The sequence below is a fragment of the Amycolatopsis sp. NBC_01307 genome, from assembly GCF_035975215.1.
Classification (GTDB): Bacteria; Actinomycetota; Actinomycetes; order Mycobacteriales; family Pseudonocardiaceae; genus Amycolatopsis.
Window position 1 is genome coordinate 4,110,838 of sequence record NZ_CP108403.1, and the last position, 13,594, is coordinate 4,124,431.

Here is a 13,594-nt window from a genome sequence, read left to right on the forward strand (position 1 = left end):
GTCCGTTGCCGGCGTGCGTCCGAAGGAAGAGGTGAGGCCGATGCCGCCGCATTCCGCCGGGGGTGACTCCCCGCCCGCGGCGACGTTCTCGCTCGACACCGCGCTCGTCCGGCAGGCCGTCGCCGGCAACCGGGCCGCGGTGGCGGGGCTGCTGCGCGAGCTGCGGCCGATCGTGTTCCGCTACTGCCTCGGCCGGCTCGGGTCGTGGCAGGACGGCTCGTCCGACGCCGAGGACTGCGCCCAGGACGTGCTGCTCGCGGTGGTGCGCGCGCTGCCCGGCTACCGGTACGAGATCGACGGGTTCCTGCCGTTCGTCTTCGGCATCGCCGCGCACAAGATCGCCGACTTCCACCGCCGCCGCTCCCGCGACCGCACCAGCCCGGTCGCGGAGCCGCCCGCCGGCCGCTCGGAGGGCGCGGAAGGCACCGACCCGACGGGCGAGGAGGTCCAGCGCTCCGCCGCGCTCGACTGGTCGTCCGGCCTGCTCGACACGCTCCCGCCGCGCCAGCGCGAGATCCTGGTGCTGCGCATCATCCTGGGCATGACCGCGGAGGAGACGGCGGTGGCGGTGGGGCTGAGCAGCGCGGGCGCGGTCCGCGTGGCCCAGCACCGGGCGCTCACGACCCTGCGGCGGAACCTGCAGGCGAAGAAGAGCGCCGAATCCACCTCGTGACGGGACCCCGGATGCTCTACCGCTTGAGCCCGCCGGGCACCGTGTCCTGGTGCGCCGCGCCCGGCGACGCGGTCTCGCGCGCCCCGGCCGAGCTGGACGCGTTGCCCTGGGCACCCGCGGAACGGGCCTTCGGTGCCGATCTGCTGCGGATCGCGGTCCGCCACGGGGTGGCGTCGCCCGCCGGGCTGGTCCTCGACGCCCGGCACACCGTCGACCTGGGCCGGGCCGACGGCCTGCGCAGCGACCAGCTCGCCATCGACGACGCCCAGGCGGGCCTGCGGGAGAGTGTCGCGATGCGGTTGATCGAGCAGGCCTACCCGGGATCGGGCGAGCTGGCCGCCCAGCTCGACGAGAAACTGCGGAAGGCGGCCGAAAACACCGCCCGGGAAGCCGAAGCGCAGCTCGCCGAGGTACTGGCGGCCCCCGTGCGGCCGGCGCTGGCCGAGCACTGGCGACGGCTCGGCGGGCGGTACCCGGACTGACCGGCCGCCCCGTGCGATCATGCGCGGGTGCCTCCAGTGCTGATCGTCGTCGGCGGGCTGCCGGCGTCCGGGAAGACCACCGTGGCGACCGAACTGGCCCGCCGCACCGGGTTCTCCTACCTGCGCGTCGACACCATCGAACAGGCGATCGTCCGCAGCACGCCGCTGGGCAACCCGCTCGGGCCGGTCGGGTACGTCGTCGCCTACGACGTCGCCGCGGACCTGCTGCGGACCGGCGTTAGCGTGATCGCCGAGTGCGTGAACTCCGTCGAGATCACCCGGAACGCCTGGCGGGACACCGGAACGGCGCACGGGGCGCGGGTGCTGGAGACCGAGATCGTCTGCTCGGACCCGGTGGAACACCGGCGCCGCGCGGAAACCCGCGACACCGGCATCCCCGGCCACGTGCCGCCGACGTGGCCGCAGATCGTGGCCCGCGAGTACGAGCCGTGGACGCGTGACCGCCTCGTCGTCGACACCGCCGAGCGGTCGGCCGCCGAGGCGGCCGCGCTCATCGAAGCGGCTGCGCGGCCTTGACGTCGATTGCCGCGGTTCCGGCGGCGCCGCACTGAATTCCCGAGCGGCGACGAACAAAGAGCGTCGCCGAATGCGAGGACACCCGTTGAACGCGCGTCCCGGGGGTGAACCAGGGATATCGCCGGGGCGACGACCGGCGGGCATTCGAGGTGCTTCACTGAGGGATACGGCTGCCGGTTCGGATCGGTTCAAAGAATTTTCCGCGGGTTTCGCCACACCCCCGGAAGCTGGACAACCACCCGGTCCAGGCCCCAGGATGGCCGCCGTCACCAACTACTTGAGAGCGCAACCAGCGTACACGAACGGCTACCCAGCGTGACGCACCCGCGGGCCGCCGCGAGTGCGTCCTGTGCACGGCGCTATTCGCGCACGCCATTCTTCGCGCATTTCCGGGGACCATTCACGACCACGTCCGACTACGGAAACGGAAACCGGACCTGACGGTTCGTGATGGTCGGAAACACCTTCTTGCCCGGTGTCAAACCCCGGTGTAGCGTCCATAACGGAACGATAACCACCCGGTCGACGGCGTGGTCACGGGCAGGTGACCACACGTCCCACTGATGTCGGGTCAGTGGGCGGCCGGGCGTCGTTCCTCCCCTGCAGACGCCTTTCCTGACTGGTACGCCCCTGGGCTCGTACCGGTCAGTGTCGCGTTTCCCGCCAGCCCGACACCCGGAGGATCCATGTCCCGCACCCAAGGACGGCATCGGCTTTCGCGCAGAACGAAGATCGCCACCGGCGGTCTCGCCCTCGCGATGGCCGTCGGCGGCATCGTCGTCGCCACCACGACCGGCAACACCGGACAGGCCAGCGCCGACGAGGTCGATCCCGCACTCTTCGTCGACATCCTGAAGGTGGCGCCGAACCAGTTCGACCCGCGGCCGGTCAGCGGCGCGGCGACGGGCACGTTCACCGTCGACTGCGGCCGCAACGAGAACGGCCACTTCAACCCCGACAACTTCATCGCCCAGCCCGGCGTCCGCAACGGCGCCCAGCACCTGCACGACTACGTCGGCAACCTCTCGACGAACGCCGACTCGAACAACAAGAGCCTCGTCAAGGCCGGCACCACCTGCCGCAACGGCGACAAGTCCGCCTACTACTGGCCGGTCGTGCGCATCGACACCGGCGAGGAAGAGGCGAAGAACGAGCCCGCGAAGGCGCCGGACGGCGACCGGGCCCAGGCCGACCAGGAGGCGAAGACCGTCCAGGTCGCCTGCCCCGACGTCGCCAGCAAGCTGCCGGACGTGCCCGACCAGGCGATGGCCGAGGTGGAGAGCAACCTGGACCAGCTCGACGGCCAGACCGACGAGGCCAACCAGCGCGTCGCCTCGACGCAGGGCCAGGGTGGCGCGGACTTCGTGCGCAACGCGATCCTGACGCCGCTCAAGGACCGGCGCGCCGCGATCCTGGAGCGCATCGCCATCGCGATCGGCCGCTTCACGCAGAAGCCGCGCGACCTGGGCGGGCTCGCGCCGTGCGCGCCGAAGCCGGGCAAGGACCCGGGCACCGGCGCGACTCCCCCGCCGAGCACCACCGCGGGCGGCGCGCTGCCGGGCCAGGACGAGAACAACGAGCTGCCCGAGAACGACGGTGTGATCCAGCGGCCGCAGAAGGTCCAGCTCACGTTCCGGGGCAGCCCGACGGGCAAGGTCGTGGCCATGCCGAAGTTCCTGCGCGTGCTCTACGGCGACGCGAAGGTGTCGACCAACGGGCCGGCCAACGCCCGCGCGAGCTGGACGTGCAGCGGCTTCGAGAACCGCGTCACCGACAAGTACCCGATCTGCCCGCAGAACAGCAAGGTCAAGCGCATCCACACGTTCCCGAGCTGCTGGGACGGGCAGAACATCGACAGTGCGAACCACCGCACGCACATCGTGTTCCCGGACCAGGCCGGCTGGTGCCCGAAGGGCTTCAAGGCCGTGCCGCAGCTGCAGATCACGCTGACCTACGACATCCCGCACGACATCCAGGTCAAGAAGCAGTACAAAGTGGACTCCTTCCCGCAGGAGCACCACAACCCGCTCTCCGACCACGACGACTTCGCGAACGTGATGTCGCAGCGGATCATGAGCGGCCTGGTCAACTGCGTCAACCGCGGCCGGACCTGCCGGGCCTGACCACAGCGGACAGACCACAAGCGCCCCGCCGTCCGCTCCGGGCGGCGGGGCGCTTTCGCGTGCGCCCCGCACGCGGCGGCCGTGGATTCCGCACGGGCCGGGACGTGCGGATCGCACTCCAGGAGACGTCACCGCGCACGCCCGCGGCCGAAACTGGCACCAACAGCACAACCGCACAGAAGGGAACGCAGTCGCAGCCCAGCTCCCCCGGTGCCGCGGCCCCCGCCCCCGGGGCCGCGGCACGCTCCGTTCCGACAAGGGATCCGCCATGCCTTCCGACGACGTCCGCCCGGAACTGACCGGGGTCGAGGTCCACGACCTCGAGCCGGCCCTGTGCCTGCTCATCACACCGAACGGCGGCCAGTACCCGATCCCGGTGCCGGCCGCGGAGGTCCGCGCGTGGATCGCGCGCTGCGACGGCACCCGCACCCGGGCCGAGCTGCTCGCCGGGGTGAACCCCGGTTACGCGGAACTGCTCGACGTCCTCACCGACGGCGGCGGCCTCCGCCCCGCGACGGACGGCGCGAGCCGCGTGGCCGCGACCACCGTCCTCATCGCCGGGACGCCCGAGCTGACCGCGCCGCTCGCGCAGATCCTCGCCCCGGCGGGGTACGCGCGGGTCCAGACGCTCTCCGACGTCGACGGACCCTTCCCCGTCAACCCGGCCGACGCCGTCGTCGTCGCCGCGTTCACCCACCCGGCGTACTCCGAGCTCACCGCCCTCGACGCGTTCTGCGCCGACCGCGGGGTACGGCTGCTGCCGTTCCGCTGTGAACGCGGGCAGGGCATCGCCGGGCCCGCGATCACCCCCGGCGGCCCCGGCCCCGACTTCGCCGACGTGCTCGACCGGCGGCGGTCCGCGGCCACCGACCCGCGCGTGATCGACGCCTTCGCCACCGCCGACCCGCCGCCCGGCCGGCGGTTCCGCCCGATCGACGCCCGCTGGATGCTGACCGTGCTCGCCGTCCAGCTGGAGCGCTGGCTCGCCGGCGAACCCGCCGAGACGACCACCGGCGAGCTCGAGCTCGACCCCGTCCGGCTGAGCGTGCTCCCCCGGCCCGTCCTGCCGTTCCCGGACCGCACCCGCGCGATCGAGGCGCGCGGCCCGCGCCCGGACCTGCTCGTCGACGACCGGACCGGCATCGTGACCGCCGTCCACGAGATCCCGCCCGCTCCCGGCCTGCCCGCCCGCCTGAAGGTGTGCGCCGTGGACGTCGCCGACATGCACCGGGTCGCCGACTGGGCCAACGACCGCCGGGCGGTCGGCACGTCGTGGCACGACTTCGACGTCGCCCGCGACGCCGCGATCGGCAAGGCCGTCGAACGCTACTGCGGCAGCTGGCTGCCCGCGGACCGCGAGCTCCGGCACGCCAGCTACCTGCGGCTGTGCCGCCAGGGCGTGCCCGCGCTCGACCCGCGTCGCCTGAACCTGTACTCACCGCGGCAGTACGCCATCCCCGGGTTTCCCTTCGCGCCGCTGACGCCCGACACGGAATGCGCGTGGATCGAAGCCTTTTCCCACACGACGCGGGAGGCGCTGTGGGTGCCCGCGTGCCTCGTCTCCGACCGGCCCGAGCCCGACGGCGCCCGGTTCACCGATCCCCTGCTCGCCGGCCTCGCCGGGGGGACGAGCAGGGAACACGCCGTGACCTCGGGCCTGGAAGCGGTGCTCGAGCAGGACACGACGATGCTCTGGTGGGCCAACACACCGCGGTTGCGCCGGCTGCCGGTCCCGGCCGGGCTCCGCGCGCTGATCGCCGACACCGCCGATACCCACGACGTCACGCTGATCCCGCTGGACAACGAGTTCGGCGTCCCGGTCGTCGCGGCTGCCGTGCTCGACCGGGCCCGGCGCCGGCTGTCCATCGGCACCGCCACGCGGCCCGACGCGTTCGAGGCGGCCAAGCAGGCGCTCGCCGACGGGTTCGCGCGGCAGCACGCCGACGCGGCCCTCGACCCGCGGGCCGTGACCCGGGTGGCGCCGTGGGTGCTCGACCTGCCGGTGCGCCCGTGGGAGGGGCTGCCGTCGGTGGCCGAGCGGGGGCTCAAGGCCTACCGGGAACGCGTCGAGGAGCGGGGTTTCGAGGTAATCAGCGTCGACCTGACCACGCGGGACGTCGCGAGCGCCGGGTTCCACGCCGCGCACACGATCGTGCCGGGGCTGGTGCCCCGCTTCCCGGCCGGCGCGCCGTACTGGGGCGCCGGGCGGATCCGGCGTGCCGCGGTCGACCTCGGCTGGCGGCCGGCGCCGCAGTCCGAGGAGCGGCTGAACGTCTTCCCGTTCCCGCACGCGTGACGCTCACGAGCGCAGGGCTTCGCGTTCCGCGGCCGTGAGCGCGTTCTCCCTCACCACGGAGAGCCCGGCCACGACGGCGAAAGCCAGCACGGCCATCACGGCGAACACCGCGTGCAGGCCGAGGGTCTGGGAGAGCACGCCGGCCGCGAGGGCGCCGAGTGACTTGGTTCCCCACGCCACCAGGCGGTAGCTGCTGTTGAGCCGGCCGAGCAGGCGGTCGGGCGTGAGGCGCTGGCGCAGCGACACCATGACGACGTTGGACATCACGATCCCCAGGCCGCCGAGGAAGAACCCGGCGGCGACGGCGACGGGGTTCGTCGTCACCGCGAGCACGCCGATCGTCAGGCCGCCGGCGAGCCAGGACACCCAGAGCGTGCCGATCCGGCCGATCAGGCGCTCCACCGGTTCGGCGAGGAACGACCCGGCGAGGCCGCCCGCGGCGTTGGTGGCCATCACCAGGCCGAAGGCCGGCTCGGACAGGCCCATCGCCGAGCCCGGGCCGACCGCGTAGAGCACGAACACCGCGAAGGTCGCGCCGGTGGCGAAGTTGAACGTGCCGACCATGACCGAGAACGTCCGCAACACCTTGTGCCGCACCAGGAACCGCACGCCTTCGGCGATGTCCGCGCGCAGGGTGGTGTGCCCGGGCCGCTCGATCCGGTAGGTCCCGCGCACCAGGAGCAACGCCGCCACGGCCACCGCCCACAACGCCATCGGCGTCACGAACGCGGCGAGCACCCCGCCCGCGACGAGCAGCCCGGCCAGCGGCGGGCCGGCGAACTCGTTGGCCGTCTGCTCGGCGGCGTACATCCGGCCGTTGGCGGCCGAGAGCCGCTCGCGCCCGACGACCTGCGGGACGATCGACTGCGCGGCGGTGTCGTAGACGGTCTCGGCGAACCCGACCCCCGCGGCGACGACGTACAGGGCCCAGATCGACCCGCCGCCGAAGACGGTCATGAGCGTGACGACGGCGAGCAGCCCACCGCGGACCAGGTTCGCGCCGAGCATCGCCCGCCGGCGGTCGAGCCGGTCGACCAGCGCGCCGGCGGGCAGTGCGAAGAGCAGCCACGGCAGGGTGAAGGCGAAGGCCAGCCCGGCGATCAGGACCGGCGACCGCGTGTAGCCGACGGCCACCAGCGGCAACGCGACCTTCAGGACGCCGTCGGCGAGGCTCGACAGCCCCGCCGCCGTCCACAGCCGCCAATAGGTGCTGCCCAGGCCCTTCTTCTCCATACGATCGAGGATTACACATCGATGGGGAATTCTCCATCGATGTGTCGGAACTCGATCGATGGACTACGCTGCGTTCATGACCGAACCCCGCCGGCGGCGGCCGGCGACCCCGCGGGAGGCGAAGGCCCTCGGCCACCCGCTGCGCCTGCGGATCATGCGGATGTGCCTGGTCGAGGAGCTGACGAACAAGCAGCTCGCCGACCGCCTCGACCGCGATCCCGGCACGGTCCTGCACCACGTGCGCCAGCTGGTCGCCGCCGGTCTGCTGGAGCCGGCCCCGGTCCGCACGGGGACCAGCGGCGCGCTGGAGAAGCCGTACCGGTCGAACAACGAGACGTGGTGGCTGGACGGCCCGCTGGCCGGCGCCGACCCCGAGACGCGGTTCGCGCCGATCGAGATCTTCCAGGAGGAGCTGCGGGCCTCGGGCCCGGAGTCGGTGGCGGTGCACGAGAAGTTCCTGCTGCACCTGTCCCCCGACGAGGTCCGGGAGCTGGACCGGCGCATCCTGGCGGTCCTGGACGAGTACGTGGCGACCGACCACGAACGCCTGGACCGCCCGGCCCTGGGCGGGATCTTCGTGCTGCACCACCTGAACCCCGGCAGCTGACCCGCTCTCCCCCGAAAGCCGTGAATGCCACATCGAGGGACCTAGTGTCCGTCGATGTGGCATTCACGGCTTTGCCGCGGTGCGCGTCAGGCGGTCAGTGGTTCACCTTGAACCACGGCTGCGACCAGCCGAGGTAGGTCTGGCCCCACTTGCTCTTGATCTGCGCGATCGTGGTCTCGGTGTAGGTACCCGCGCCGTTGATGTCGTTCGACAGGAACTTGCCGCCGCCGATGGAGATCATCGTGTGGCCCGAGCCGCCGTTGGAGAAGAACGCGAGGCCGCCGGCCGGGACGTCGGTGCTGCCCGCGTGCTTGTACTGGCCGGGGATCTGGGTCCAGTGCACGTACGCCGTGGTCGAGCCGCTCGCGGAGAAGCCGTAGTTCTGGGCGTTGATGCGGTCGCACCAGCCGTCGTAGGCCGGGTCGTTGTTGGTGTGGACCCGCGACTTCGCCTTGGTGACGGCCTGGGCGCACGTGTTCGCGTCGCCCAGCCCGGACGTCGAGCAGGTCGCCGCCGGCGGCGGCGGGACGTCGGTGCAGTCCGGCGCGATGCGGCCGTCGGAGCCGGTGTAGACGTAGGTGTCGGTGATGTAGCCGCCCGGGACGTGATCCCAGATGTTGCTGGTGCCGTACTTGCCGGTGACCGACTCGCCGGTGGTCTGGCAGTCGATGTCGACGGCGGTGCCGTCGGCGACCGTGCCGGTCGAGCTCGCGCCCGTGCTCGGCGCCGAGCGCACGGTCAGCGGCGCGCCCGAGTCGGTGTGCACCGTGCCGGTGGCCGCGAGCGCCGGGGTGGCGCCGACCAGCACGATCGCCGCGGCGATGCCGACCACCCCGGCCGCCCGCTTGCCGATGCGAATCCTCATGAGTCCGTCCTCCGTCGTTTCCGTTGTGCCGACAGAGTGACGAGCGCCGGTACAAGCCCCGTACAAACGCCCGGGCGGCTCGTGGAGATACGGCAAAAAGGACAGGCCCCGCCGGCGAAGGCGGGGCCTGTCCGGTGGAGCGAACTCAGGCCAGGTACTCGGCCGCCGCGCGCAGGCTGACGTACGAGCCGCTGAACGTGTCCAGCCGCGGGCCGTCCCCGGTGAGCGGACCCGGCGCACCCGTCTCGACGCGGATGAAGTCCACAGCAGACTCCCCCAGCGCCGTCAGCAGGTCCCGCACCCGCGGGTGCCGGTGCGCCTCGCGCGTCACGACGACGACGCTCGAGAACCCTTGCGCCGCTTCGAGGATCACGTCGAGGTCGGCCGGGCCGGCGGTGATCGCCCGCGTCCCCGGCACCAGCTCGGCCAGGTGCGCGCCGAGGCCCCACGGCATCGGGCCGGCCGCGATGGTCGGCTCGGTCTGGACGTCCACCACCAGGGGCGGGCCGTCCAGCCGCGGTTCACCGGTGACGCGCAGAGCCTTGCGGGCCGCTTCCAGGCCGAGCCGCCGGTCGACCGGGCCGACCGTCGCCGGGGCCGGGTCGGTGCCCAGCGACGCCGTCCGCTCGGCCGCGTCCGCCAGCCGTTCGAGGGGCAGCTCCCCCGACGCCACCGCGGCCACGATCGCCGCGTTGATGGCGTCCAGGGCGTCGGCCTCGAAGGCCGCGCCACCGATGCAGAGCGCGTCCGCGCCGGCGATCAGCGCCCGGACCGCCGAGTGGCCGAGGCCGTCGTGGCGGCCGTACGCGCCGGACACCGCGCCCATCTCCAGCGCGTCGGTGATGATCGCGCCGGTGAAGCCCAGCTCGCCGCGCAGGACGTCGGTGAGCGCCACCCGGTTGAGCGTGGCCGGTTCGTCGCCCCAGGCCCGTACGACCAGGTGACCGGTCATCACCGCGCGCACACCGGCCCGGATCGCCGCGGCGAACGGGACCAGCTCGATCTCACGCAGCTCCTCCGGCGTCCGCGGCAGCACCGGCAGCGCGACGTGCGAGTCCTCCGTCGCCGCGCCGTGGCCCGGGAAGTGCTTCGCGCACGCCGCGACGCCGTACTTCTGCAGGCCGGTGACGTACGCCGCGACGTGCGGCGACGCCTTCACCGGGTCGGACCCGAACGCCCGGACGCCGATGATCGGGTCCTCGGCCGCCAGGGTCAGGTCCGCGCACGGCGCCAGGTTGATCGTGACGCCGCAGGCCGCGAGCCGTTCGCCGAGCGCGGCGGCGACCGCCGTGGTCAGCTCCGGGTCGTCGGCCGCGCCGAGGGCCAGCGGCCCCGGCACGAACGACCCGGTGTTGACGTCGAGGCGGGTGACGTCGCCACCCTCCTCGTCGATGCCGACGACGACGCCGTCACGCTCGCCCCGCAGCTGGGCGGTGAGCGCGGCGACCTGCTCGTCGTCGACGACGTTGCGGCCGAACAGGATCACCCCGCCGAGCCCGTCGGCGACGCGGCTGCGCAGCCAGCCGGGCGCGGTGGTCCCGGCGAACCCGGGCAGGAGGACGGCCTCGGCGAGTTTCTCGGGTGAAGACAACAGCTACCCCTTCACGGCGCCGGCGGTCACGCCGGACACGAGCTTGCGCTGCACGATCAGGAAGAACACCAGCGCCGGGATCGCGTAGATCACCGACGCGGCCATCACGCCGCCCCAGTCGGTGGCGAACGCCGTGCGGAACGACGCCAGCCACACCGGCAGCGTCTCCTTCTGCTTGTCCCTGATGAACACCAGGGCGAACAGGTACTCGTTCCACGCCGTGATGAAGCTGAACACCGACGTCGTGACCAGCCCCGGCCCGAGCAGCGGCAGCGTCACCCGGCGGAACGCGCCGGTCTGGCTGCAGCCGTCGATCATCGCGGCCTCTTCCAGCTCGTACGGGATCCCGTTGACGAAGCCGTAGAGCATCCAGACCGTGAACGGCAGCGTGGTGGCGAAGTAGATCAGCAGCAGCGACGGCAGCGTGTTGAGCAGCCCGGCGTCCCGCATCAGCAGGAACAGCGGGATGAACAGCGCCGACACCGGCGCCAGCTGCGCCACCATGACCAGGACCAGGAAGCCCTTGCGGCCGGTGAACCGCAGCCGCGAGAGCGGGATGGCCGCCAGCGTCCCCGCGACCAGCGCGCACAGCACCGACCCGACCGTGACGATCAGGCTGTTGAGCAGGTAGGTCGGGAAGTTGTCCTTGGTCAGCGCGGTGGCGAAGTTGCCGAACGAGAACGACGTCGGGATCAGGTCGTACTTGGGCGAGAGGATCTCACCGGGCGTGCGCAGCGACGTGACGAACATCCAGTACGTCGGGAAGACGACCGCCAGCGCCACGAGGAGACCGACGACCGAGAGCACGATTCGCTGTGACAGCGACTTCTTCACGCCAGATCACCTTCCTTGGTCCGGGTGAGCAGCTGGATGTACCGGCCGGTGATGAGGGCCAGCACGATCAGCATCAGCGTCGCGATCGCGCCCGCCGCGCCGAAGTGGTTGCCCGCGATGCCCTTGAGGTACAGCACGACGGCCAGCGTGGTGCTCCCGCCGTCCGGGCCGCCCTCGCGGATCGCCCAGATCTGGGCGAAGGCGTTGAAGTCCCACAACACCGACAGGAAGGTCACCATCGTGGTGATCGGCCGGATGGCGGGCCAGGTGACCGCGCGGAACGTCTGCCACGGCCCGGCGCCGTCGATGCCGGCGGCCTCGTACTGCTCGCGCGGGACGCCGATGAGCCCCGCGTAGAGCGAGAACGTCACGAACGGCACGGCCTGCCAGACGATGAGCAGCCCGATCACCGACAGCGTGCTCGGGCCGCTGGAGAACCAGGAGAACCCGATGAAGCTGTGGAACCCGAGCCGGTCGAGGGTCTTGTTGAGGATGCCGTACTGCTCGTCGAAGATCCACTGGAACACCGTGGTCGTCGCGATCACCGGGGTCGCCCAGGCCAGCACGAGCGTCACCTGCACGATGATCCGCACGACCGGGTCGAGGTGGCGCATCAGCACGGCCAGCAGCAGGCCACCGAGGATGGTGGCGGCCACGATGGACGCGGTGAACACCAGCGTCCGGACCGTGATGGTCCAGAACTCCGGATCCGACAGCGTGTTGGTGTAGTTGTCGAAGCCGATCCACACGGTCTTGCCGGAGATCAGCTGGCCGATGTCGAGCTTGCGGAAACTGATCGCGAGCACCTGGACCAGCGGCCAGGCGAGCAGCACGAGGATCGCGGCGAGCGCGGGCAGGAGCAGCAGGTACGGGAGGATCCGGTCGCCGAACCGGCCCTTCCTGCGCTTCTTGGCCCGCGTGGCGCGCGGCGATGCCGGCGGGGTCGCCCCCGCCGGCATCGTCACATTGGCGGTCGCTGTCATCCGCCGATGAGCTTGTTCAGCGCTGCGTTGGCGTCGGCGGTCGCCTGGTCGAGCGTCTTCTTGCCGGTCAGGTACGCGGTCAGCATGTCCTTGACCGGGTTCTGGCCGGACTCCACGTCACCCCACTTCGGGCTGGCCGGCACGGCCTTGCCGTTGGTGGAGGCCTTCGCCATCACGGTGCCCAGCGGGTCCTTGTCCAGGCCGGTCAGGTCGGTCGACGTGCCGGGCACGACGCCCGCGGCGGCCAGCTGGCTCTGGTACTTCGGGCTGGAGAGCAGCTTGATGTACTCCTTGGCGGCGGCCACGTTCTTGCTGTTGGCCGGGATCGCCAGGTTGGAGCCGCCCAGGAAGACCGGGGCGCTCTGGCCGGCGGTCTTGCTCGGGATCGCGAACGCGCCGGTCTTGGCGGTCAGGCTCGGGTCCGTCTTGGCCGCGGTCGGCAGCTCCCACGGAAGACCGATCATCATGGCCACCTTGCCGGCACCGTAGACGGTCGCCTGCTGCGGCTTGGCCTCGTCGGCGTCCTTCGGCGCCTTGGTGCCGGAGGTGTCGACGAGCTTCTTGTAGAAGTCCAGGCCCGCCTTCGCGCCGGCGCTGTCCAGCGTCGCCTTGAAGTTCTTGCCGTCGGCCTGGGCGATGTCGCCACCGTTGTCCCAGATGAACGAGAGCAGCGCGTACCAGTTCTGGCCCGGCATGTACAAGGGCTGGAAGTCGGGGTCGGACCCGAACTTCGTCTTCAGCTTGGTGATCGCGTCGATCCACTCGTCGTTCGACGTCGGCGTCTTGGTGATGCCGGCCTGCTCGAACATGTCCTTGCGGTAGATGACCTCACGGTTGGCCGCGTAGAACGGGACGCCGTAGGTCTTGCCGTCGTAGGCACCCGAGTCCGCGAGGCCCTTCAGCCACTGCGCACCGTTGAAGCTGTCCTTGTCGGCGGTCAGGTCGGTCAGCACGCCGTCCTGCGAGGCGAACGCCGCCGTCTGGGTGTTGCCGATCTCGATGACGTCCGGCGGAGCGCCACTCGCCAGCGCAGTGGTCAGCTTCTGCTGGATGCCGTCCCACTGCTGGACTTCGTACTTGACCTTGGCGCCCGGGTGGGCGGCCTCGAACTCCTTGTTGAGCGCGTCGGTCAGCGTGGCCGGCGCGGAACCCGTCATCAGCCAGACCGTGACGTCCCCGGTGATCTGCGCGGGAGCACCGCTCGACGAAGCGGCGGTGTCAGTGCCGCTGGAACCCGCGCAGCCCGCGGTCACGAGGGTCAGTGCGGCGGCGCCCGCCGCCAGCTTGAGCCAGCGTTTCACTCGTTGCCGTCCTTTCGATGCCCGGCCACGGTGGCCAGGCGCCCCAAATGGTGTAGACCAATGTTGGGG

The 13,594-nt window shown here is 71.7% G+C and carries 12 protein-coding genes; 6 read left to right on the forward strand and 6 right to left on the reverse strand.

Annotation, left to right across the window (positions count from 1 at the left end; translation table 11 throughout):
• Window positions 1–40 precede the first annotated feature (40 nt).
• From OG439_RS17230 to OG439_RS17250, 5 genes are all read left to right on the forward strand, one after another.
• Window positions 41–673 carry a sigma-70 family RNA polymerase sigma factor gene (locus OG439_RS17230; RefSeq protein WP_326950371.1) on the forward strand — a complete coding sequence of 211 codons (633 nt, stop codon included), beginning with the start codon at window positions 41–43 and terminating at the stop codon, window positions 671–673.
• Complete coding sequence (locus tag OG439_RS17235; protein ID WP_247052517.1) at window positions 670–1,155, forward strand: hypothetical protein; 486 nt, start codon at window positions 670–672, stop codon at window positions 1,153–1,155. Before OG439_RS17230 ends, OG439_RS17235 begins: the two co-directional genes overlap by 4 nt.
• A gap of 27 nt (window positions 1,156–1,182) precedes the next feature.
• A complete protein-coding gene (locus tag OG439_RS17240) occupies window positions 1,183–1,692 on the forward strand; it encodes an AAA family ATPase (RefSeq protein ID WP_326950372.1) in 510 nt (169 codons plus the stop codon).
• Window positions 1,693–2,378: 686 nt separating this feature from the next.
• Window positions 2,379–3,815, forward strand: a complete 1,437-nt coding sequence (locus OG439_RS17245) for a DUF1996 domain-containing protein (protein ID WP_326950373.1) — start codon at window positions 2,379–2,381, stop codon at window positions 3,813–3,815.
• A 268-nt stretch (window positions 3,816–4,083) separates the two neighbouring features.
• Window positions 4,084–6,111, forward strand: coding sequence for a YcaO-like family protein (locus OG439_RS17250; RefSeq protein ID WP_326950374.1), 2,028 nt, complete (start codon window positions 4,084–4,086; stop codon window positions 6,109–6,111).
• Window positions 6,112–6,114: 3 nt separating this feature from the next.
• Here the strand turns inward: OG439_RS17250 and OG439_RS17255 are convergent, their stop codons facing one another.
• Window positions 6,115–7,344, reverse strand: coding sequence for an MFS transporter (locus tag OG439_RS17255; protein WP_326950375.1), 1,230 nt, complete (start codon window positions 7,342–7,344; stop codon window positions 6,115–6,117).
• A 76-nt stretch (window positions 7,345–7,420) separates the two neighbouring features.
• Here OG439_RS17255 and OG439_RS17260 point away from each other — a divergent pair, with 76 nt between their 5' ends.
• Window positions 7,421–7,951, forward strand: a complete 531-nt coding sequence (locus OG439_RS17260) for an ArsR/SmtB family transcription factor (RefSeq protein ID WP_326950376.1) — start codon at window positions 7,421–7,423, stop codon at window positions 7,949–7,951.
• Between the two features lie 94 nt (window positions 7,952–8,045).
• Here the strand turns inward: OG439_RS17260 and OG439_RS17265 are convergent, their stop codons facing one another.
• The 5 genes from OG439_RS17265 to OG439_RS17285 form a co-directional block, all read right to left on the reverse strand.
• Window positions 8,046–8,816, reverse strand: a complete 771-nt coding sequence (locus OG439_RS17265; RefSeq protein ID WP_326950377.1) for a hypothetical protein — start codon at window positions 8,814–8,816, stop codon at window positions 8,046–8,048.
• Between the two features lie 145 nt (window positions 8,817–8,961).
• On the reverse strand, window positions 8,962–10,407 hold the full coding sequence (locus OG439_RS17270; RefSeq protein WP_326950378.1) for a glycoside hydrolase family 3 protein: 1,446 nt from the start codon (window positions 10,405–10,407) through the stop codon (window positions 8,962–8,964).
• A gap of 3 nt (window positions 10,408–10,410) precedes the next feature.
• Window positions 10,411–11,241: a carbohydrate ABC transporter permease gene (locus OG439_RS17275; RefSeq protein ID WP_247052525.1), complete on the reverse strand. Its 831-nt coding sequence runs from the start codon at window positions 11,239–11,241 to the stop codon at window positions 10,411–10,413.
• Window positions 11,238–12,224 (reverse strand): carbohydrate ABC transporter permease, encoded by a 987-nt coding sequence (locus OG439_RS17280; protein WP_326950379.1) that lies wholly within the window; start codon window positions 12,222–12,224, stop codon window positions 11,238–11,240. Before OG439_RS17280 ends, OG439_RS17275 begins: the two co-directional genes overlap by 4 nt.
• Window positions 12,221–13,525, reverse strand: a complete 1,305-nt coding sequence (locus OG439_RS17285; RefSeq protein ID WP_326950380.1) for a sugar ABC transporter substrate-binding protein — start codon at window positions 13,523–13,525, stop codon at window positions 12,221–12,223. Before OG439_RS17285 ends, OG439_RS17280 begins: the two co-directional genes overlap by 4 nt.
• Window positions 13,526–13,594: the final 69 nt, after the last annotated feature.